Below are 22,092 nucleotides of genomic sequence, written 5' to 3'. Positions count from 1 at the left end.
GCAATTTGAATGCAGGATAAAAATATTCTGTCTGTGCCTCTATCATGAGTTTATTTAACGATCAACCTTTTTCTAAATTATTGTTAGCGGAAGTGTGAATGGGCGGGGGCGAGGAAACACATTAGTATTTACGCCACTCACTCATACAGCCCTGTGCTGTGAATTACTGACTGGCAGAAAGGCTCGTTAAAAAATGCGGATGTCATTTGTTACTCAATTGATTATGCCCTGCGTCATGTTTGTGCTGCTTATTTTCTGCGGCCAGCAAGGCTATATGGTTTATAAAGATTATAAAAAAGTGACGAACAGGTTATCTGATTCAAAAAAGAATATTCAAAAAAAAAGTCACGATGAAAACCAGTTTGTACTTTTTTCGCCGGCGGTGATGCCAGCGAAACAGCCAGAGGCGGTGAAAAAGCCGCTCAGTGCGGAAATCGAAGGTATTCTCAGCAGCGATGAAGCCTGGCTGTCCTTTGCGGTGATAAAAACCCCCGCCGGACAAAAGAGCTATCGTGAGGGCGAAATGCTCGTCGGTTTTGACAATGCCTATATTGCCGAAATTCATCCTGATAATGTGGTGGTGAATTATGAAGGCGCGCCGCAGGTTATTTCACTTAAAAAACCAGACTATTTCAAAGGCGGCGTTGACAGCGCCCCGGTAACCAAATCGAAGAAAGATGCAGGGTTAGATAATCTGCATCTGGATGATTATCTGGTGTTAAAACCAATGATCGAAAAAGGCCAGCTGGAAGGCTACAACATTAATCCACGCAATGCGTCGCCTTTCTACAGCCATGCTGGCCTGGAAAAAGGTGATGTGGTGGTAAAAGTTGACGATGTGGATATGACTAAAGAGGCGCAGGCAAAAGAGCTCGTTGCCCGCTGGTCAAAAATGAAAGAGGCGGATGTCGTTATTCGGCGTCACGCTCACCTTGAAAATATTCGGGTCAATGTTCTAAACAATTAATAAGTGTACAGACATGAAGAAATTTCCATGGGCGTGCGTAGCGCTGACCGCATTGTCGTTATATTCAGGTTCGCTGTTCGCGGCGAACTTTAGCGCCAGTTTTAAAAATACCGATGTCCGCGAATTTATCGATACCGTCGGGCGTAACCTTAATAAAACCATTCTGGTCGATCCTTCCGTTCAGGGAACGGTGTCGGTTCGCACCTACAACGTACTGACGGAAGATGAATATTACCAGTTCTTCCTGAGCGTGCTGGATCTCTATGGTCTGTCGGTTATTCCGATGGATAACGGGATGGTGAAAGTCGTGCGCTCTTCGGTGGCCCGCATGTCGGGCGCACCGATTGCCGACAGCAAAAACCCTGGCAAAGGCGACGAAGTCATCACCCGCGTGGTGCGGATGGAGAACGTCCCGGTACGTGAGCTGGCCCCCCTGTTGCGTCAGCTGAACGACGCTTCCGGCATCGGCAACGTGGTCCATTTTGAACCGTCAAACGTGCTGCTGTTAACCGGCAAAGCCTCGGTGGTTAACCGCCTGGTGGATCTGGTGCAGCGTGTGGATCAAAGCGGCGTCCAGCGCCGTGAAATCGTGCCACTGCGTTTTGCCTCGGCAAAAGACCTTTCTGACATGTTGAACAACCTCAACAACGAAGAGCAGAAAGGGCAAAACGCCCCGCAGCTGGCGACCAAAGTGGTCGCCGACGATGAAACCAACAGCCTGGTGATCAGCGGCAGTCCGGACGCGCGTCAGCGCACCCGGACGCTGATCTCCCAGCTCGATCGCGAGCAGAACAACGAGGGCAATACCCGCGTCTTCTACCTGAAATACGCCAACGCCAGCAAAGTGGTGCCGGTGCTGACGGGGATCGGGGAGCAATTGAAGGATAAAGCGGGCGGTGCCAAGAGCAAAGCCGCGCCGATGGCAGGCGATCTGAATATTTCCGCCGACGAGTCTACCAATTCGCTGGTGATCACCGCCCAGCCAAACGTCATGAATTCACTGGAAAAAGTGATCGACAAGCTGGATATCCGCCGTCCGCAGGTGCTGGTGGAGGCGATCATCGCCGAAGTTCAGGACGGTAACGGTCTGGATCTGGGCGTGCAGTGGACCAGTAAACACGGCGGGGTTCAGTTTGGTTCGACCGGCCTGCCGATCAGCCAAATCAAGAAGTCAAAAGTCATTGGCAGCTATACGGGCCTGGCGACCGGTTTCTTTAACGGTGACTTTGGCGCGCTGATGACGGCGCTGTCCACTAACGGTAAAAACGACATTCTGTCGACACCGAGCGTGGTGACGCTGGATAACAAAGAGGCGTCGTTCAACGTCGGTCAGGATGTTCCGGTCCTCTCCGGTTCACAGACCACCAGCGGCGATAACGTCTTTAACTCGGTGGAACGTAAAACCGTCGGTACGAAGCTGAAAATCGTACCGCAGATCAACGATGGCGACATGATCCATCTGAAGATCGAGCAGGAAGTTTCCAGCGTGGATAACACCTCGACGGCCGATGCCAGCCTGGGCCCAACGTTCAATACCCGCACCATCAACAACGAAGTGATGGTCCACAGCGGGCAGACGGTGGTGCTGGGGGGATTGATGGAAAACGTCACCAAACAGTCGGTCTCGAAAGTGCCGTTGTTGGGCGATATTCCGGTGGTGGGTCAGTTGTTCCGCTATACCTCCCAGGACAGCGCCAAACGTAACCTGATGGTGTTTATCCACACCACCGTACTGCGCGACGACGACAACTACGGCGCGGCGTCGAAAGAGAAATACGATCAGATCCAGGCGCGTCAGCTGCAGCGTATGGAAGAGCACAAGCTGGGCATCGTAGAGAATGCTGATTCACCGATGCTGCCAGCCTATCCGTCCCAGAGCCGCGCCGCGCCGGTGAGCGCCAGTGCGCCGGTGTCGTCCCGCAACCCGTTTAAAGAATAAGGCGCAAGCGACATGACCGAGATGAGTAATGCGCTCTGTACCAGCACCTGGGCGAAAGAGAACGGGGTCCTGTTCTATAACGACGAGGTTTTTATCCGCGAGGATGCGCAGGCGTATGCCCTGCTGGAGATGCGCCGCGTGCTGGGGCGCTCCTATGCCCCGACGATCTTGACGGCGGAAGCGTTTGACGAACTGCTGACCAACATCTGGCAGCAGAACAGCGGCGTCTCGCAGCAGCTGGTGGACGACATGGACGCCGATATTGACCTGATGGCGTTAACCGAGGAGATCCCTGACAACGAAGATCTGCTGGATAACGACGAGAACTCGCCGGTGATCCGCCTGATCAACGCCATTATGGGCGAAGCGGTGAAAGAGGGGGCCTCCGATATTCATATTGAGACCTTCGAGCGCACCCTGAGCATTCGTTTTCGCGTTGACGGCGTGCTGCGTCCGGTGCTGCAGCCGGCGCGCAAGCTCGCGCCGCTGCTGGTGTCGCGTATCAAAGTGATGTCCAAACTGGACATCGCCGAAAAACGTCTCCCCCAGGACGGTCGTATCTCGCTGCGCATTGGTCGTAAGGCGATTGACGTGCGTGTCTCCACTATCCCGTCTCAGTACGGCGAACGCGTGGTGATGCGTCTGCTGGACAAAAGCAACCTTAAGCCGGACATCAACAAGCTCGGTCTGATTGACGAAGAGCTGGTGAAGTTAAAGGGACTGATTGAACGTCCGCACGGCATCATCCTGGTGACCGGCCCGACCGGTTCGGGGAAAAGTACCACCCTGTACGCGCTGCTGTCGGCGCTTAACGGCCATGAACGCAACATTCTGACCGTGGAAGATCCGATCGAGTATGAACTTGAAGGGGTAGGGCAGACCCAGGTCAACCCGCGCGTGGACATGACCTTTGCGCGCGGACTGCGCGCCATTCTGCGCCAGGACCCGGACGTGGTGATGATCGGGGAAATTCGTGACGGTGAAACCGCGCAAATCGCGGTACAGGCCTCGCTCACCGGTCACCTGGTGATGTCCACGCTGCACACCAACAGCGCCGCGGGCGCCATTACCCGTCTGCGTGATATGGGGCTGGAGTCATTTTTAATTGGTTCGTCGCTGCTTGGCGTCATTGCCCAGCGTCTGGTGCGTCGGCTGTGTCCGCACTGTCGCACGACCAGTCCGCTGGATGACAATGAGAAAGCGCTGTTCACCTTTATGGAAACACCGCCGAAAGCGATTTATCGCGCCGTGGGCTGTGAACAGTGTCGCCAGAGCGGCTACCAGGGACGCGCAGGCATCCATGAATTTCTGGTGGTCGACAGCGCCATGCGGCGTGCGATCCATGAAGACAAAGATGAGATGTCCATTGAAACGCAGCTTTTCAAAGAGGCCTACAGCCTGCGTGAAAACGGTCTGCTGAAGGTGATCTCCGGCGTGACCTCGCTGGAAGAGGTGATGCGTGTCACCGCCGAGCGCGGGGGGGATGCGTAATGGCCTGGTATGCGTGGTCCGCGACGGACGCCGCGGGGAAAACCCAGCGCGGCACCCTGCAGGCCGAAGGGCCAAAGCAGGTGCGCCAGATGCTGCGCGAACAGAAGCTGATGCCAGTGAACATTGCGCCAACCAGCGATCCGTCGGCGGGAAAAAACGCCCGTAAAGGGGCAAAACTGTCGATTCCGGTGCTGTCGATGTTTACCCGACAGCTCGCGACGCTGGTCAATGCCGCGCTGCCGCTGGAGAGTGCGCTGAAGGCGATTGCGAAGCAGACGGAAGATAAAACCCTGGCGGCGATGGTGACCGAGATCCGCGACAAAATTGTGGAAGGTCATACGTTGTTCGACGCTTTCAGCCAGTTTCCGCGGAGCTTCGACAAGCTCTACTGCACTCTGGTGATGGCCGGTGAAAAGACCGGTCATCTTGGTGGCGTGCTGGAAAAGCTCGCCGAGTACAACGAGCAGCGCCAGAAGATGAAAAGCAAGCTCACACAGGCGATGGTCTACCCCATCACCCTGACGGTGGTGGCGATCGCGGTGATCTCCATTCTGCTGGTCGCCGTGGTGCCGCAGGTCATCGACCAGTTCACCCACATGAAACAAGAGCTGCCGATGACCACCCGGACGCTGATTGCGGTGAGCGACTTTTTACAGGCCTGGGGCATCGTTATCGCCGGCGGCCTGTTCGGGGCCTCGGCGAGCTTTAAATTTTGGATAAAAATAGAAAAGAACCGATTTGTTTATCATCGGTGGCTGTTGCTAAAGTCACCGCTGAAAAAACTGGTCTGCGCCATCAACAGCGCCCGCTACATCCGTACGCTGAGTATTTTGCAGTCCAGCAGCGTTCCGCTGCTGGAGGGGATGTATATCGCGATGGACGGGATTGAAAACCTCTATGCCCGGCAGGTGCTTGAGCAGGCGGCGGACACCGTGCGCCAGGGGGCATCCCTCTACAATGCGCTGGAGCAGGCGAGAATTTTCCCACCCACCATGCTCTACATGGTGGCCTCCGGGGAGGAGAGCGGCGAGCTGGGCTCGTTGATGGATCGTGCGGCGGAAAACCAGGAATCTGCATTACAGCATCGAATTACGTTAACGCTGTCGGTATTTGAACCGGCACTGGTAGTAACTATGGCGACCGTTGTTTTATTTATCGTTCTTTCAATATTACAACCGCTTCTTCAACTTAATAATATGGTGGGTTAATCATGTCTTTGAAAAAAAATAGCCTGAAGCGTCAGGCGGGGTTCACGCTGCTCGAATTAATGGTAGTTATCGTTATTCTCGGTGTGCTGGCCAGTATGGTCGTGCCTAATTTAATGGGCAATAAAGAAAAAGCCGATATTCAGAAAGCGACCAGCGATATTGTGGCGCTGGAAGGTTCGCTGGATATGTACAAACTCGACAACCATCGCTATCCGACCACCGAGCAGGGGTTGCAGGCGCTGGTGACCAAACCTGAAATTGCGCCCATTCCGAAAGGCTACCGTGACGATGGCTATATTCGCCGCCTGCCGCAGGATCCATGGGGCAATGACTATATTCTGGTCAGCCCGGGTGAGCATGGCGCTGTCGATATTTTCTCAGCCGGTCCGGATGCAGAAGCTAATACTGCCGACGATATCAGCAACTGGTCTTTTGATAAAAAAGATAAGTAATGAATAAGCAACGTGGATTTACCCTGCTGGAAATTATCGTGGCGCTGGTGATATTCGCCCTGAGCGCCATGATGGTGGTCACCACCATTCCATCACGCAGCGGCGCAGATACATTTGGTCAGCAGCTAAAATCCCTCGTTGAATATGGTTCTGACCGTGCGGTAATGGACGGAAATATTGTCGGGCTGGTAATGACCTCGTCAGAATTTGAACTGGTGACGCAGGTTGGAAATAACGGTGAGCGCCACTGGGCACCGTTAAAGTCGGGGCGGATCGCCACCCGCGGCGAGTTTCCTGAGGAGATGCATGTCTCCCTCTCATCGCGAACGCTTGCAGCCACGCTGGACGATGAACCGCAAATCATTTTTTTGCCTGACGGCGAGCTTAGCCGCTTCACGCTCAGCCTCGAAAGTCTGGATAAAAAGCAGCGCTTTCACGTGACGTCACAGGGCTTTGTTCCCCTGGTGGTGGAAAACGATGACTAAACGCAAAACCAAAGAGCAGGGGATGACCCTGCTGGAAGTGATGGTGGCGCTGGTGATTTTCTCCACCGCGGCGCTGGCGCTGATGAACTCCGTCACCCTGAACGTGCGCTTTACACACAGCCTGTCGGAAACGCTGCAGGCCGGCTGGGTGGCAGAAAATCAGCTGGCGCAAGCGCAGCTGGCTCAGACCGATTTCCCGGACGCCGAGCAGGTGGGCACCGAAACCATGGGCGGACAAACCTGGACCTGGCATATCCAGCGGGTGAAAACCGCCGAAAATACCTTTGCCGATGAGGTACGGGTTTACAGCGAAGCAAGCGATGCGCAACCGGTGGTGGCGCTTCAGCTCGCCGAACCGGAGGTGGATCGTGAGTAAGGTGCAGCGTCAGCAGGGCTTTACCCTGCTGGAAATTATGATTGCGCTGGCCATCTTCGCGGTGATCAGCATTCTCGCCTGGCAAACTCTCGACGGCGCGATGCGCACCTCGACGGCCAGCGACGAGGCGGCGACAAAAGTGACGGCGCTTCAGCGCGCGTACAACCTCCTCTCGCGTGACTTTTATCAGCAACAGGCGCGCGCGCCGCGCAACAGCGGCGAGGTGTTCGTTCAGCAGCAGAATGGTGTGGAAATGACAACCCTGAACGGCATCAGCGGCCAGGTGCAGCTGGAGCGGGTGCGCTGGACGTTAAGGGACAAGCGCCTGTGGCGCAACGTCTGGGCTGCTATCGACGGTCCCGCCAGCGCGCAGCCGGAAGAAGTGCCGATTCTGAGCGATGTGAAAGAGATGAAATGGCGCTTCTGGCACGAAGGCTGGCAGGACAAATGGACCGACATCGCCCATCAGCCTGATGGCGTTGAGCTGAATCTGACCATGGAAAACGGCGAAACCTGGCGCTGGGTTTTTATCACTCCCGGCGATATGCCTGAGATCCAGACCGCGCCAAAAGAGACGAATGCAGACCCGGCGCAGCCGGCTGCGGAGAATGCGGCCCAGCCCGTAACAACCCCGCAGCCCGATACGGCAGTAGAGCCAGGAGTGAGTTCATGAGCGGCAAAACAGCGCGAAAAGAGCGTGGCGTGGCGCTGCTGGTGGTGCTGATCCTGCTGGTGATGATGTCCGCCCTGGCGGCGAAAATCAGCCAGCAGTTCTGCCGCCACCTGCAAAAAACGCATTATCAGGTCAGCCAGCAGACGCTGCGCTGGGCCATTGCCCGTCAACAGAAAGTACTGGAAAACGTATTGCAGAAAGCGGCCAGTTCAGAAGGGGCGGGGCTGTCGCCGCAAGGTGACTGGGCGCAGCCGCTGGAAACCCACGGGGATAATTACACCGTGGTGAGTCAGGTGGAGGATGCCCGGACCTGCTTTAACGTCAATAGCCTGCTGGCCGGTGACGCGGCGCCAGCGGTCCCGACCGACCCAACAGCGCTGCCGGAAAAACCGGTCAAAGAGCAGATTATGGAACAACTGCTGACAGAAAGCGGCGTCGGTACGCTGGCGGCAGAAGAGATTTACCAGCAGCTGGTGGATTATCTTGACGCCGACGACGTGACGGCGAAACAGGGGCAGGAGGCCGATGCCTGGGCGAGCGTGACGCCCGCCCGCGGTCCGGCGAATCAAATGATGCGCACCATCAACGAAATCAGACTGCTGCCCGCCTTTCCGCAGGCTGCGTGGCCGAAGGTCAGCAAGCTGCTGTGCGCCTTGCCGGATACGGATAGCACCATAAATGTGAATACCTTAACGCGCGAACAGGCGCCGCTGCTGGCGGCGGTTTTTACCGGCGTGTTAAACACGGACGACGCTGCCCGCCTCATCGATTCACGCCCGGAGGAGGGGTGGGCGTCGCTGGAGGCATTCAGCAAAGTGCTGGAGAGCAACTATCCGCAGACCAAAGATATCCTGGCGCAGATTCAGGACAGGGTTGCGGTCAACAGTCGCTATTTTCGGGTGGATACCACCGGCAATACCGATGATTTAACGCTGCGCGTCGTCAGCCAGCTTCACGTTGACAGTGAGGCTGGCAAGGTCGTGACCTGGCAACGCCGCTACCGAATGGTTGAATAAGATAAGTAGAAGATAATGAAAAAGGTGCTTTTTATTCGTCCTGACACCCGTGAGGACGGCAAAATCTGGTGGTGTGAATCCGGTAACGATCGGGTGGAATATCTGACGGGCTGGAGCGCGCTGAGCGAACTTTCCTGCCACCCGCTTTCTCAGCAGGTGTGCCTGTTGCTGCCGGCGAGCGAGACGATCTTTCGTCATTTTACCCTGCCGAAAAAAGGGCTTTCCGCCCAGACGGCGCAGTTCTCATGGATGGCGGAAGAGACGCTGCTCGGCGAGGTGGAGACGCTGCACTGGACGGTGCTGAACAAAAAGGGGCCGGAGGTGGATGCTGTGGCCATCGACGCTGAACGTCTGCGCCACTGGCTTGAGCTGTTCGCTCAGGCGGGGCTCACGGTGGCCCAGGTGCTGCCGGATGCCTGGCTGCTCCCGGTGAGCGAAGGGGGCACTACGCTGGTGAGCCTGGAGGAGAGCTACTGGCTGCGTTTTTCCCCCGGCATCGCTGGCGAAGCCGATACGGTTCTGCTGCCGCTGCTGTTGAGTAAAGGCCCGGCGGGTGAGGTGTGCTGCTACGGCGATGCGCCGCAGGAGGTACAGGTGGATGAACGGCTGCCGTGGCAGCATCCGCTGGTGCTGATCCAGCCCCAGTGGCAGGGCTGTCGTATCAACATGCTGCACGGGGAGTTTTCCGGACGCAGCGCCAGTGGTCCGCGTTTTCGCCACGCGAAAACGGCCCTCGCGGCGGCGGCGCTGCTTTGCGTCGGCCTGCTGATCGGCCCCCGCGTTGGTATGGCGTGGATGCTCAGTCATCAGCAAAACGAGATCCACCGGGAGATGACTACCGTAGCGCAGCACTATTTCCCGACCCTGCGCCAGACCAGCAACCTGAAGTACTACGTCGGGCAAAATATCAGCAAGGCGAAGAAAGGGGTCTTCCTGCAGCTCGAAGCGGTGAATCAAATCAGGCAGTCATTGCCGTCTCTGGAGATCAACAACGTGGAATATGACGAAACGCAAAATCAGCTGACGCTGAATGTGAAATCCATGGATAAACAGACCCTGCAGGATTTTATTGCCCGCAGCGCCGAAACGTTTGAATTTACGATGCAGCCGATTTCCGGCGAGGCGCCTTATACCGCCATTATTACCGGGAGCTATAAATGAAAACGCAAATAGCCCAGTTAAAAAACCGCTGGCTTAATTACAGTCCACGCGAGCGTAATTTATTTAAACTCTGCGGTGGGGCACTCTGCTGTGCGATGGTTTATTACGGCGCGATGATGCCGCTCGATACTCTGATAAAAAATAACGAGGCCGTGTTATTTAAGCAAAAGCAGACGCTGAACTGGATGCGCCAGGAAATTGATAAAAACCATCTCCAGTCCAGAATCGTCAATACCCCGAACCCGCGCAGCGTGGTGGAGGAAAGTGCCAAAGTTGTGCACGTCGCGTTGACAGACGTGCGTCAGCAAGAGCAGTCGCTGACCTTTGATGTCGAGCGCGTTAACGTTTCTGCCCTGCAAAACTGGCTGCGTGAGATGAACGTCTCTTCCGGTATCCATCTGGAGAAACTCGCGTTAACGCCGGTGGATCGTCAGAGTGACGTGAAAGCGCACATTACGCTGAGCTGGGCGAAAAGCGCATGAACCCGCTAATGCTGTTGCAGCAGGGGAATCTGCCGGGTCTGTGCGTGATGAGCGGAGCGCTGGGCGCGATCCTCGGCAGTTTCCTGGGCGTAGTGGCGGAGCGTATTCCGCCGCTGGTAATGGAAGAAGAGGGAGCAGGCAATCTGCTGTTTCCCGCCTCTCACTGCCCGGAATGCCACCACGCCCTGAGCGCGTGGGAAAATATTCCCATCATTAGCTGGTGTGCGCTGCGCGGCCGCTGCCGCCACTGCCAAAGCGCGATTCCGCTGCGACTGCTGCTGGTGGAAGTCTGTAGCGCTCTCTTCTTTGCCGTCAGCGCCGTGCTGGCACCCTCGTTTTCGGCGCTGATCGCGCTGTGGTTGATGTGGAGTCTGCTGCTGCCGCTGGTGGTGATCGATGCACGCCATATGCTGCTGCCGGACTGCCTGACCCAGCCGCTGCTGTGGACGGGGCTGATGTTCCATGCCTTGTTCCGTACGCTACCGCTGACCGATGCTATCTACGGCGCGGTGGCGGGATATCTGTCGCTCTGGCTGGTTTACTGGGCATTCCGCCTGCTGACCGGCCGGGAAGGATTAGGCTATGGTGATTTTAAGCTGCTGGCGGCGCTGGGCGCCTGGTGCGGCTGGCAAGCGTTACCCTCTATTGTGCTGATCGCAGCGCTGGGGGGCATTATCATGCATTGCCTGTTAAAGCACTTTGAGAATAAAAATAACCTTATTTCCTTTGGCCCATATATTGCATTTTCCGGGCTGGCTGTATTTATCGCGCAAATCCCACATCTCATCTTTTAAATAATGTAGTCAAGTTTTTTTTGAAATTTTTTCATCGGGGGAATGAAAGGCGAAAATAAATTCCCCCCTGTATTCTTCTCTACGCAATAAAACATTTGTCGAAGGTTTTATGAGTGGAGGAAGGTACAGCGCAATAATAAGTAGGTCTTTCGCGAACCAGAAACGTTCACGATTAATTTATCAGTAAATAACGTTCGTCCATGTTTAATGGAAAAGCATGGGTATTTAATTTCACAAATCGTATTATCAGGATCAAATAATGAAATTTCTGAAGCCTAAATATCTGGCACTCTTCGTTGCAGCGGCTGCAAGCCCGGTGTTCGCAGCCGTGCCGGGTAAAGCAACTATCGCCAGTGGCAATGATAAATTTGCCATTGTCGAAGTTGATCAGTCTGCTTCTGCGTACAACAGCCTCGTCAAAGTCCATGATGGCGCCGATGTTAAAGTGCAGTGGGATGTCTGGAGCGGCGCGGCGCCGACTTCAGCGAAAGTGCTGCTCGACGGTAAAACCGTCTGGACCGGTGCAGGCAGCATGTCCGGCACGGCAACATTTAAAGTGACAAAAGGCGGTCGCTATCAGGAAACGGTTGAACTCTGCAATGCCAGCGGCTGCAGCACCAGCGCCAGCAAACTGATTATCGTTGCGGATACCGACGGTAGCCATCTGCTGCCACTCAACACCACCATGCAGGAAAATAATAAAAACCTGTCTAAGCACAGCGATAAAGTGGTCGGTGCTTATTTCCCTGAATGGGGAGTTTATGACCGCAATTTCCCGGTGGATAAAATCCCGGCAGCTAACCTTAACCACATTCTGTATGGCTTCATTCCAATCTGCGGCGGCGATGGCATCAACGATAGCCTGAAAACCATCGAAGGCGGTAACAGCTTCGAAGCGCTGAAGCGCGCCTGTGCGGGCCGTCAGGACTTCCAGGTAGCGATTCACGACCCGTGGGCCGCACTGCAGAAACCTCAGGCTGGCGTCAGCAGCTGGGACGACCCCTACAAAGGCAACTTCGGCCAGCTGATGGCAATGAAGAAAGCCAATCCAGGGCTGAAAGTGCTGCCCTCTATCGGCGGCTGGACCCTCTCCGATCCGTTCTTCAAAATGCATGACAAAGCGATCCGCGATCGCTTCGTGGCTTCCGTGAAAGATTTCCTGAAAACCTGGAAATTCTTCGACGGTGTGGACATCGACTGGGAATTCCCGGGCGGCGGCGGTCAGAACGAAACGCTGGGCAACCCGCAGCAGGATAAAGAGACCTATACCGCACTGATGCGCGAGCTGCGCGCCATGATGAATGAACTGTCAGCCGAAACTGGCCGTACCTTTGAACTGACCTCTGCAATCGGTTCAGGCAGCGACAAAATTGAAGACGTTGATTATACCGCTGCCCAGCAGTACATGGATCACATCTTCCTGATGAGCTACGACTTCTACGGCGGCTGGAGCAACACCGATCTGGGTCACCAGGCGGCACTGCGTGCGCCGGCGAACAAACCGGATACCAATTACACCACCGAAAACGGCGTGAATGCGCTGCTGGCGCAGGGTGTACAGCCCGGCAAAATTGTCGTGGGGACGGCCATGTATGGTCGCGGCTGGACCGGCGTGCACGGTTATAGCAATAACAACCCGTTCACCGGCACCGCAACGGGCATGGTGAAAGGGACCTGGGAGCCGGGCGTGGTTGACTATCGTCAGATCGTTAACGAGTACAAAGGCAAAGCGGGCTGGGAATACAACTATGATGCTACCGCTGAAGCGCCGTATCTGTTTAACAAAACCACCGGCGATCTGATCACCTATGAAGATGCGCGTTCCGCAACGGCGAAAGGTCAGTATGTGCTGGCGAAAAATCTTGGCGGTCTGTTTGCCTGGTCTATCGACTCCGATACCGGTGACATTCTGAATGCGATGAATGAAAGCCTGACAGGCGGCGGCGCTGCGCCGGTTGATCCGGTGGTGACCAACCATGCGCCGGTGGCGACTTCCGCTGACCAGAGCGTAACCGGTCCGGCGACGGTGACTCTGGATGGCTCGGCTTCTACCGATCCGGATGGCGATGCCATCACCTACAAGTGGACGCAGATCTCTGGCCCGTCGGTGACTATCACCAACAGCACCAAAGCGAAAGCGACCTTCAACGTTGCCGCTGTCACCAGTAACCAGACTCTGGCGTTCCGCCTGACGGTCACTGACGCGAAAGGGTTGAGCAGCACCGCTGACGTCCAGGTTGTGAACAAAGCGCCGAAAGCAAACCAGGCGCCGGTCGTGAACCAGATGGAAGCCGTGACGCTGGAAGCGGGCCAGAGCTTCTCTCTGCACGCTCAGGCTAACGATCCTGATGGCGACGCGCTGACCTACTCCTGGAGCGTTCCTGCGAATATGCAGGCGACAGGCGCAGACACCGCGAATCTGAACATCACCGCGCCGGACGTGGACACGGAATCAACGTACACGCTGACCGTGGTGGTAAGCGATGGCAAGTCCAGCGTACAGACTAACGTACAGGTGACGGTAACGCCTAAAGCGGCGGAAACGCCGTCTGACGAAGGTAACACCCCTTCCGATGAAGGCAACACGCCGTCTGACGAAGGCAACACCCCATCCGATGAAGGCAACACGCCGTCTGACGAAGGCAACACCCCTTCCGATGAAGGCAATACGCCGTCTGACGAAGGTTCTGCCACCAATAGTTGCGATAAGCCTGTTGACGCCAACGCCAGTAAATATGCTGCCTGGAGCGCAAGCAAGGTTTACAACGCGGGCAATACCGTCAGCTTCGACAACCTGGTCTGGAAAGCAAAATACTGGACTCAGGGCAACCAGCCGGGCTTCGGTGTGGATGCTTGGGAGCTGGTAAGTCAGGTGAAATTCAACTGGCGCTCCGACGTGGTCTATAACGGCGGCGACACCACTACCTACAACGGTTACACCTACACCGCGAAATGGTGGACGAAGGGTGATAAACCCGGTAGCAGCGATGTGTGGGTGAAAAAAGGCCCTGCAACTGACTGCAAGTAAGTCACTGCCATAACGATGCGGGTAAGGAACTTGCCCGCGATCACGGTCCACGTCCCGCGACGGACGTGGACCGTAAATCAGGAAACAGAGCAATAAGCGCGTAAGGAGACAATGAAAAAGAGCCGGACTGAAAATGAAAACGTTATTTTTATTGTTGCTGATAATAAGTCATAGCGTCTTTGCCAACTGCTGGGATAAAGCCGCCAGTTATTATCATGTGGATCCTTATCTGTTGTATGCCATTGCTAATGTTGAATCGGGAATGAATCCCAATGCGATTGGACAGAATAATGATGGCACGCGTGATGTCGGCCTGATGCAGATTAACAGTTCACATTTTTCCGAGCTGGAGCGAAAAGGCATTAATGAGTACCGGTTAATTACCGAGCCCTGCACCTCGATTATGGTTGGCGCATCGATATTATCCGGAATGATTAAAGTTTATGGCTATAACTGGGAGGCGGTCGGCGCCTATAACGCGGGTCTGAAAAAAGAGAATTACCCGCAGCGCATGGTCTATGCCCGTAAGGTCTGGAATAAATATCAGAAGTTAAAACGTAGCACCCGTAACCGTTATTATTATTGATTTTTGTTTTTTGAAGAGTACCGGCTGGTGTTCTTCATAAAACGAAAACTGCTCCCGGGTTTATTTATTAAATGATTAATAAATAAACCGAGAAACAAATTAACTTTTATTGACCCTTTATAGAATTAAGAGGACCATTGACATGAACAAAAGGACATTACTCAGTGTTCTTATCGCGGGCGCATGTGTTGCACCGTTTATGGCTCAGGCAACCCAGCTTCAGGCAAGCAGCGAACCTTATACCCTTAAGGCAAGCGATCTGCAGAAGAAAGAGCAGGAGTTGACCAACTTCCCGCTGATGGCTTCAGTGAAGTCAACCATCCGCACGCTGGACAACAGCCTGGTGGAACAAATTGAGCCGGGTAAATCGACAAACCCGGAAAACGTCAAGCGCGTGGAAGGGATTATCAAGGCCAGCGACTGGGAATACCTCTTCCCACTGCGTGCGCCGGAATATACCTACAGCAACTTCCTGAAAGCGGTCGGTAAATTCCCGGCACTGTGCCAGACCTATACCGATGGTCGTAACAGCGATGCCATCTGCCGTAAGTCTCTGGCAACCATGTTCGCGCACTTCGCGCAGGAAACTGGCGGCCATGAGTCCTGGCGTCCGGAAGCCGAGTGGCGTCAGGCGCTGGTTTACGTGCGCGAGATGGGCTGGAGCGAAGGTCAGAAGGGCGGCTATAACGGCGAATGTAATCCTGATGTCTGGCAGGGTCAAACCTGGCCGTGCGGTAAAGACAAAGATGGCGATTTCGTTAGCTACTTTGGTCGCGGTGCGAAACAGCTCTCCTATAACTACAACTACGGCCCGTTCTCTGAAGCGATGTACGGCGACGTCCGCGTACTGCTGGACAAACCTGAGCTGGTGGCGGACACCTGGCTGAACCTTGCTTCCGCGATCTTCTTCTTCGCCTACCCGCAGCCGCCAAAACCGAGCATGCTGCAGGTTATTGACGGCACCTGGCAGCCGAACGATCACGATAAGGCGAATGGTCTGGTACCGGGCTTCGGCGTGACCACGCAGATTATCAACGGCGGCGTGGAGTGCGGTGGCCCGACTGAGATCGCCCAGTCTCAAAACCGTATCAAATACTACAAAGAGTTCGCCAACTACCTGAAAGTGCCTGTTCCGTCTAACGAAGTGCTGGGCTGCGCCAACATGAAGCAGTTCGACGAAGGCGGTGCCGGCGCGCTGAAGATCTACTGGGAACAGGACTGGGGATGGAGCGCGAATACCCCGTCTGGCCAGACCTACTCTTGCCAGCTGGTGGGTTACCAGACGCCATTCAGCGCCTTTAAAGAGGGTGACTACACCAAATGCGTGAAGCATTACTTCAACGTCAACGTGGTGGGTGAAGACGGGACTTCTGACGGCGGTAGCGTCACGCCAGCCCCGACGCCGACCCCTGTCGACCCAACGGACGAAGGCAACACCACGCCGGTGCCGGACGATAACACCCCTGCTCCGGACGATAATACGCCAGCGCCGGTAAACCATGCGCCGGTAGCAAAAATCGCCGGTCCAGTGGGGGCGGTTGAAGCGGGTAAATCTGTTTCTCTGAACGCGTCTGGCTCGACTGACGAAGACGGTAACCACCTGACTTATACCTGGACGGCTCCGAACGGCCAGACCGTAAGCGGCGATGATAAAGCGATTATTACTTTCAACGCACCGGAAGTGGCGGCGGCAACGCAGTACCCGATCAACCTTACCGTCAGTGACGGCGAGCTGAGCAGCACCACAACCTATACGCTGAACGTACAGGCTAAGCAGACCAACGGCGGCCAGACCGGGACTTACCCGACCTGGACTTCCAAAACCAAATGGAAAGCAGGCGATATCGTTAACAACCGCGGCCAGCTGTTCCAGTGCAAACCTTATCCGTACAGCGGCTGGTGCAATAACGCGCCATCCTACTACGAGCCAGGTAAAGGGATTGCATGGCAGGACGCGTGGACTGCGCTGTAATCAGCAAAACAGCATAATGACAAACGGCAACCTTCGGGTTGCCGTTTTTTTCTCATCGTAAAAATGCAGGACCCGATCTACCGATGAAGCTTACCGTGATCCCGCAGCCACGCCGCTGTACGCGTAATCCCTTCATCCAGCGTCACGATCGGTTTGTACCCAAGCTCGTTCTCCGACCGCGAAATATCCAGCGTGAAATCAAAGTTAAGCTTCGATACGCCGTAATGCGTCAGCGCAGGCTCTTTGGCCGATTTACTGCCAAAACGCTCCATGCTGCGGGCAATCATATCCAGCATTGGGTAGGGCACGGAACGGATGCGGCAGTCGATCTGCAGCTCGTCGATCAGCCGCTGCACAATGCTGCGCAGCGTGCAGGGTTCACCGTTCGTGATGTTGTAGGCGCGACCGGAGATCAGCTTATCGCAGTCCGGCTGGCTTGCCAGCCACATGGCGTGAACGGCGTTTTCGTAATAGGTCATATCCACCAGCGCATCGCCGCCGCGCGGCAGCAGCACGCTGCCGTAGTGGTGCATCATCTGCGCCAGACGCGGAATAAAGACTTTGTCGTGCGGCCCGAACAGGCTCTGCGGACGTAGCACGGTAAAGCGCGTATGTGGGTTGGACTGTGCCAGCAGGTCGATTACCTCTTCGCTGGCCGCCTTGCTGCGGGCAAACTCGCAGGCAAAGCGAGCCGGGCGGAAATCTTCCTGCACGTCACGATGGTGGTGATAGTCGAAATAGAGTGAAGGTGACGAGATATGAATAAAGTTACGCACGCCCCAGGCAACGGCCCATTCGCCCAGACGGCGGGTTGCCCGCACGTTGGCAAGATCGAAGGCTTCCTGGGTACCCCACGGGGAGGTGAAGCTGGAGCAGTGCCACAGCGTGTCGATACCGGCGAGCATCACTTTCGCCTGAGAGGAGACCAGCTCCGTCAGGTCAGCATGGACGAACTCCGCGCCCATTTTTTGCAGCAGTTTTCCCATCGCTTCGTTGCGACCGGTAGCCCTGACGCTGATGCCCTTGTTGCGCAGAAATTCGACCGCATTTCGGCCTAAGCCGCTGGTCGCCCCGGTAACCAGTACCTTCATATCAATCCACTGTGTTGAAAAGAATTTCGTGCGCATTCTTTCGTGAATTACGGCGCTATGCAATGGGAAAGGTGAAAGAAAGAGAGTTTTATTTAGATCTTTTCCGTCTTTTGTTCTGCCCGTTGCGCAATCCGCTTTGCCATCCCCCGGAAGATAAACAGGTGGGCGGGGATCATCAACAGCCAGTAGAACAGACCCGGCATTCCGTGGGGATGCCACCAGGCGCGGACGTCCAGTTCACGACAATCGCCTTTGTCTTTCAGGGTAAAGCAGAGCCGGCCCAGCCCCGGGGCTTTCATGCCGAACAGCAGTGCCAGCTGTTTTTCCGGCTCGACAATGATGACCTTCCAGCTGTCGACCGCGTCGCCCACCTCAAGATACGGGCGTGCCGGGCGGCCTTTTGCCAGCCTGTGCCCCACCAGCAGATCCATTGCCCCGCGCGTTTGCCAGAGGATATTACCGAAGAAATAACCGTCTTTGCCGCCAATCTGGTTCACCACTTCCCACAGCGCGGCCAGGCTGGCGTGGGTTTTCACCGTGCAGCCCGCCTGTTTCGGGTAATAGCCGTACTCCGGCCGCCAGCGGGCAAACGCCTGGGCGTCGTAACCCCAGTCGCTGGAGTTCACCAGCTGCTCTTCCTCTTTCAGCGTATTGCGCACGGCATCGTCAAAGCGGATCAGGTCCTGGGGAATGAGTGCCCGCAGTTCGCGATCGTCCGCCAGTAAATCGTGTTTGAGCCCCTGGATCAGCGCTTTGGCGGTCGTCGGCGGCACGGAGGTGATCACATTCAAAAACCACACCGAAATCCAGCGGGTCGGGAAGGGGATGGGGATCAGCCAGCGGCGGCGGCCGCTGACGCGCATGAAATGTTCGAACTGCTCCTGATAGCTCAGCACTTCAGGGCCTGCCGCCTCCAGCACGCGGTGTTGCTCTGCCGGGTGATCCAGCAGGGCCACCAGATAATGCAGTAAATTCTCCAGCGCAATCGGCGTGGTGCGCGAGCGCACCCAGCGCGGTGGCGTGAGTACCGGCAGGTTATAAACCATATCGCGCATTACTTCGAAGGCGGCGGAGCCTGCGCCGACGATGATCCCGGCGCGCAGTTCGGTGACGGGAATATTCGCCCCGCGAAGGGTTTCAGCCGTCAGCTGGCGGGCGCGCAGATGATCGGACTGCTCGTGTTCGGGCGCCTGGAGCGAGCTTAAAAAAATGACCTGCTTCACCGGGGTTTGCAGCAGGGCATCGCGGACGTTCATCGCTACCTGCCGCTCGTGGGCGATAAAATCCCCGCCTTCGCCCATGCTGTGCACCAGGTAGTAAAGCGTGTCGACCCCTTCCAGCAGGGCGGGAAGCTCCTTCGGCCAGTTAAGGTCAACGCTGTGGCAGGTAACGCCAGGCAAACTGAGCTTTTGCAGACGTTCGGTGTTGCGTGCCGCTGCCAGCACCCGGTGTCCCTGCTGGCTTAACGCCACGGTGAGATGCTGACCGATGTACCCGCTTGCGCCGAGCACCAGAATGCGTTGCGGCACGTGATGCTCCTTATCGCTGTAAAAACGCCTGCCAGTGTTTCACCACGTCCGCCAGCTGTTCGCGGCTCACGTCAAGATGCATGACCAGGCGCACGACGGGTGAGGCGTTGATCAGCACGCCACGTGATTTCATAAATTCACCCAGCGCGGCGGCGTGGTCGTCACCGACGCGTACGAACAGCATGTTGGTGTCGTGACGCATCACGTCTGCACCAATCTCGCGCAGCTGCGCCGCCATCCACGCGGCGTTGTCGTGATCGTCCTTCAGACGCGCCACGTTGTTTTTCAGGGCATACAGCCCGGCCGCCGCCAGAATACCCGCCTGACGCATGCCGCCGCCGGTCATTTTGCGCCAGCGGTTGGCGCGCTGGATGTAGTCCGCGTTGCCCACCAGCAGAGAGCCCACCGGCGTGCCCAGACCTTTAGAGAGGCAGATGGTGAACGAGTCGCAGTATTGCGCAATTTCTTTCAGCTCGCAGCCGTACGCCACCACGGCGTTGAAGATGCGCGCGCCGTCCACGTGCAGGCCGAGCCCGCGCTCGCGGGTGAATTCCCACGCTGCTTTCAGGTACTCGGGCGGCAGCACTTTGCCGTTGTGGGTGTTTTCGAGGCTGAGCAGACGGGTGCGGGCGAAGTGAATATCGTCGGCTTTGATTTTCGCCGCGACTTTATCGAGCGGCAGGGAGCCGTCCGGCGCGGCGTCAATCGGCTGCGGCTGAATGCTGCCGAGCACGGCGGCACCGCCTGCTTCATACAGATAGTTATGCGCGCCCTGGCCGACAATATACTCTTCACCGCGCTCGCAGTGGCTGAGCAGCGCCACCAGGTTGGCCTGCGTACCGGTTGGCAGGAACAGGGCGGCCTCCTTGCCGCTCAGTTCAGCCGCGTAGCGCTGCAGTTCGTTGACCGTCGGGTCATCGCCGTAGACGTCGTCCCCGACCGGGGCGGCCATCATCTCTTCGAGCATGGCGCGGCTCGGGCGGGTTACGGTATCACTGCGTAAATCGATCATGGCATGTCCTTATTATTAAAAAGGCGATGCCAGATGTTTTACCTGAGCCAGTTGGTTTTTGCCAGTTCGATCACCTCGTCACCGCGACCGCTGATGATGGCGCGCAGCATATACAGGCTAAAGCCTTTGGCCTGTTCCAGCTTGATCTGCGGCGGGATCGCCAGCTCCTCTTTGGCGACGACGACATCCACCAGCACCGGGCCGTCAATGGAGAAGGCGCGCTGCAGGGCTTCATCCACCTCTGAGGCTTTCTCCACGCGAATACCGGTGATGCCGCAGGCCTCGGCGATGCGTGCGAAGTTGGTGTCGTGCAGCTCGGTACCGTCCGTGAGATAGCCTCCGGCCTTCATCTCCATCGCCACGAAGCCCAGCACGCTGTTGTTAAAGACCACGATTTTCAGCGGGAGCTTCATCTGCACCACCGACAGGAAATCCCCCATCAGCATGCTGAACCCGCCGTCGCCGCACATCGCTACCACCTGACGATCCGGGGCCGTCGCTTTTGCTCCCAGCGCCTGCGGCATGGCGTTGGCCATCGAGCCGTGGTTGAACGAGCCGAGCAGGCGGCGTTTACCGTTCATCTTCAGATAGCGTGCCGCCCAGACGGTTGGCGTGCCCACGTCGCAGGTAAAGATGGCGTCGTCGTCCGCGAAATGGCTGATCTGCTGCGCCAGATACTGCGGGTGAATGGCTTTGTCGCTCGGTTTGGCGAGGTCGTCCAGCCCCTTGCGGGCGTCGCGATAGTCGCTCAGGGCTTTATCAAGGAACTTGCGGTCCGTTTTTTCTTCCAGCAGCGGCAGCAGGGCGGCAAGGGTAGATTTGATGTCGCCCACCAGCGCCATATCGACCTTGCTGTGCGCGCCGATGCTGGCCGGGTTGATATCAATCTGAATGATTTTGGCATCCGCCGGGTAGAACGGACGATACGGGAACTGGGTGCCGAGCAGGATCAGCGTGTCGGCGTTCATCATGGTGTGGAAGCCGGAAGAAAAACCGATCAGCCCGGTCATCCCCACGTCGTAAGGGTTGTCGTACTCGACGTGCTCTTTGCCGCGCAGGGCGTGGACAATCGGCGATTTCAGCTTACCGGCAAATTCAAGCAGCTCCTTGTGCGCGCCCGCGCAGCCGCTGCCGCACATCAGGGCGATATCGCTGGAGTAACGCAGCAGCTGTGCCAGCTTTTTCAGCTCTTCTTCTGCAGGCGTCACCACCGGCTGTGGGGCGTGATACCAGTGGGTGCTGGCCCCTTCCGGCGCGGCCTTGAGGGCCACATCGCCCGGGATAACGACCACAGAAACGCCGCGGTTCAGCACGGCTTTGCGCATGGCGATCGCCAGCACCTGCGGGATCTGCTCCGGGGATGAAACCAGCTCGCAATAATGGCTGCATTCACGGAACAGCTCCTGCGGATGCGTCTCCTGAAAATAGCCGCTGCCGATTTCGGAAGAGGGGATATGGGCGGCAATCGCCAGCACCGGCACGTGGTTGCGGTGACAGTCGAACAGCCCGTTGATCAGATGCAGGTTGCCGGGACCGCACGATCCGGCGCAGACGGCCAGTTCCCCCGTGAGCTGTGCTTCAGCGCCTGCGGCGAAGGCGGCAACCTCTTCATGGCGGGTGGGCATCCATTCGATGGTCTTCATCTTGTTGAGGCTGTCGCTGAGTCCGTTCAGGGAATCGCCGGTTACGCCCCAGATACGTTTCACGCCAGCCTGTTCGAGCGTTTTCGCTATATATGCAGCCACGGTTTGTTTCATGGTTGTCCGTCTCCTTTTTGTGATATCGCTTACAAGCTTAGAAGAAAGTCTCCGTATTGCCCGTCGCATCCCC

19 protein-coding genes are annotated in these 22,092 nt (G+C 56.5%); 15 read left to right on the top strand and 4 right to left on the bottom strand.

Features of this window, described 5'->3' with window-relative positions; genetic code table 11:
- The first annotated feature begins 235 nt into the window (after positions 1-235).
- The 15 genes from gspC (at position 236) to P346_RS15810 (ending at position 16,630) form a co-directional block, all read left to right on the top strand.
- Positions 236-967 carry a type II secretion system protein GspC gene (gspC, locus tag P346_RS15740; protein ID WP_032658261.1) on the top strand — a complete coding sequence of 244 codons (732 nt, stop codon included), beginning with the start codon at positions 236-238 and terminating at the stop codon, positions 965-967.
- A gap of 13 nt (positions 968-980) precedes the next feature.
- Positions 981-2,906 (top strand): type II secretion system secretin GspD, encoded by a 1,926-nt coding sequence (gene gspD, locus P346_RS15745; RefSeq protein WP_032658260.1) that lies wholly within the window; start codon positions 981-983, stop codon positions 2,904-2,906.
- A gap of 12 nt (positions 2,907-2,918) precedes the next feature.
- Positions 2,919-4,397 (top strand): type II secretion system ATPase GspE, encoded by a 1,479-nt coding sequence (gene gspE / locus P346_RS15750; protein WP_032658258.1) that lies wholly within the window; start codon positions 2,919-2,921, stop codon positions 4,395-4,397.
- Entirely contained in the window at positions 4,397-5,605 is a 1,209-nt protein-coding gene (gspF, locus tag P346_RS15755; RefSeq protein ID WP_032658256.1) for a type II secretion system inner membrane protein GspF, read from the top strand. Before gspE ends, gspF begins: the two co-directional genes overlap by 1 nt.
- A gap of 2 nt (positions 5,606-5,607) precedes the next feature.
- Complete coding sequence (gspG, locus tag P346_RS15760) at positions 5,608-6,057, top strand: type II secretion system major pseudopilin GspG (RefSeq protein WP_029739462.1); 450 nt, start codon at positions 5,608-5,610, stop codon at positions 6,055-6,057.
- A complete protein-coding gene (gene gspH, locus P346_RS15765) occupies positions 6,057-6,542 on the top strand; it encodes a type II secretion system minor pseudopilin GspH (protein WP_032658253.1) in 486 nt (161 codons plus the stop codon). Before gspG ends, gspH begins: the two co-directional genes overlap by 1 nt.
- On the top strand, positions 6,535-6,918 hold the full coding sequence (gene gspI / locus P346_RS15770) for a type II secretion system minor pseudopilin GspI (protein ID WP_023310955.1): 384 nt from the start codon (positions 6,535-6,537) through the stop codon (positions 6,916-6,918). The genes gspH and gspI overlap by 8 nt, the downstream gene beginning before the upstream one ends.
- Positions 6,911-7,591 (top strand): type II secretion system minor pseudopilin GspJ, encoded by a 681-nt coding sequence (gene gspJ, locus P346_RS15775; protein WP_032658251.1) that lies wholly within the window; start codon positions 6,911-6,913, stop codon positions 7,589-7,591. Before gspI ends, gspJ begins: the two co-directional genes overlap by 8 nt.
- Positions 7,588-8,607 (top strand): type II secretion system minor pseudopilin GspK, encoded by a 1,020-nt coding sequence (gene gspK, locus P346_RS15780; protein WP_032658250.1) that lies wholly within the window; start codon positions 7,588-7,590, stop codon positions 8,605-8,607. The genes gspJ and gspK overlap by 4 nt, the downstream gene beginning before the upstream one ends.
- Positions 8,608-8,622: 15 nt before the next feature.
- Positions 8,623-9,768, top strand: coding sequence for a type II secretion system protein GspL (gene gspL, locus P346_RS15785; RefSeq protein ID WP_032658248.1), 1,146 nt, complete (start codon positions 8,623-8,625; stop codon positions 9,766-9,768).
- Positions 9,765-10,250: a type II secretion system protein GspM gene (gene gspM, locus P346_RS15790; protein ID WP_032658246.1), complete on the top strand. Its 486-nt coding sequence runs from the start codon at positions 9,765-9,767 to the stop codon at positions 10,248-10,250. The genes gspL and gspM overlap by 4 nt, the downstream gene beginning before the upstream one ends.
- Complete coding sequence (locus P346_RS15795; RefSeq protein ID WP_032658244.1) at positions 10,247-11,044, top strand: prepilin peptidase; 798 nt, start codon at positions 10,247-10,249, stop codon at positions 11,042-11,044. The genes gspM and P346_RS15795 overlap by 4 nt, the downstream gene beginning before the upstream one ends.
- 259 nt (positions 11,045-11,303) lie before the next feature.
- Complete coding sequence (locus P346_RS15800) at positions 11,304-14,072, top strand: glycosyl hydrolase family 18 protein (RefSeq protein ID WP_032658243.1); 2,769 nt, start codon at positions 11,304-11,306, stop codon at positions 14,070-14,072.
- 133 nt (positions 14,073-14,205) lie between these two features.
- Entirely contained in the window at positions 14,206-14,658 is a 453-nt protein-coding gene (gene iagB, locus P346_RS15805; protein ID WP_029739471.1) for a type III secretion system invasion protein IagB, read from the top strand.
- 142 nt (positions 14,659-14,800) lie between these two features.
- Positions 14,801-16,630, top strand: coding sequence for a chitinase (locus tag P346_RS15810; RefSeq protein WP_032658241.1), 1,830 nt, complete (start codon positions 14,801-14,803; stop codon positions 16,628-16,630).
- Positions 16,631-16,707: 77 nt separating this feature from the next.
- Here P346_RS15810 and P346_RS15815 read toward each other — a convergent pair whose 3' ends face one another.
- The 4 genes from P346_RS15815 to poxB all read right to left on the bottom strand — a co-directional run bounded on the left by P346_RS15815 (position 16,708) and on the right by poxB (position 22,019).
- Positions 16,708-17,721 (bottom strand): NAD-dependent epimerase/dehydratase family protein, encoded by a 1,014-nt coding sequence (locus tag P346_RS15815; RefSeq protein ID WP_032658338.1) that lies wholly within the window; start codon positions 17,719-17,721, stop codon positions 16,708-16,710.
- A 92-nt stretch (positions 17,722-17,813) separates the two neighbouring features.
- Positions 17,814-19,250 (bottom strand): SDR family oxidoreductase, encoded by a 1,437-nt coding sequence (locus tag P346_RS15820; RefSeq protein ID WP_032658240.1) that lies wholly within the window; start codon positions 19,248-19,250, stop codon positions 17,814-17,816.
- Positions 19,251-19,260: 10 nt separating this feature from the next.
- Positions 19,261-20,262: a low-specificity L-threonine aldolase gene (ltaE, locus tag P346_RS15825; protein WP_032658238.1), complete on the bottom strand. Its 1,002-nt coding sequence runs from the start codon at positions 20,260-20,262 to the stop codon at positions 19,261-19,263.
- Positions 20,263-20,300: 38 nt separating this feature from the next.
- Entirely contained in the window at positions 20,301-22,019 is a 1,719-nt protein-coding gene (poxB, locus tag P346_RS15830; RefSeq protein ID WP_032658237.1) for a ubiquinone-dependent pyruvate dehydrogenase, read from the bottom strand.
- Positions 22,020-22,092 lie beyond the last annotated feature (73 nt).

It is taken from the genome of Enterobacter sp. DC1, from assembly GCF_000568075.1.
GTDB lineage: Bacteria > Pseudomonadota > Gammaproteobacteria > Enterobacterales > Enterobacteriaceae > Enterobacter > Enterobacter asburiae.
The sequence above is the reverse complement of the archived record's forward strand: the minus strand, read 5'-3'. Positions and strand labels throughout refer to the sequence as shown.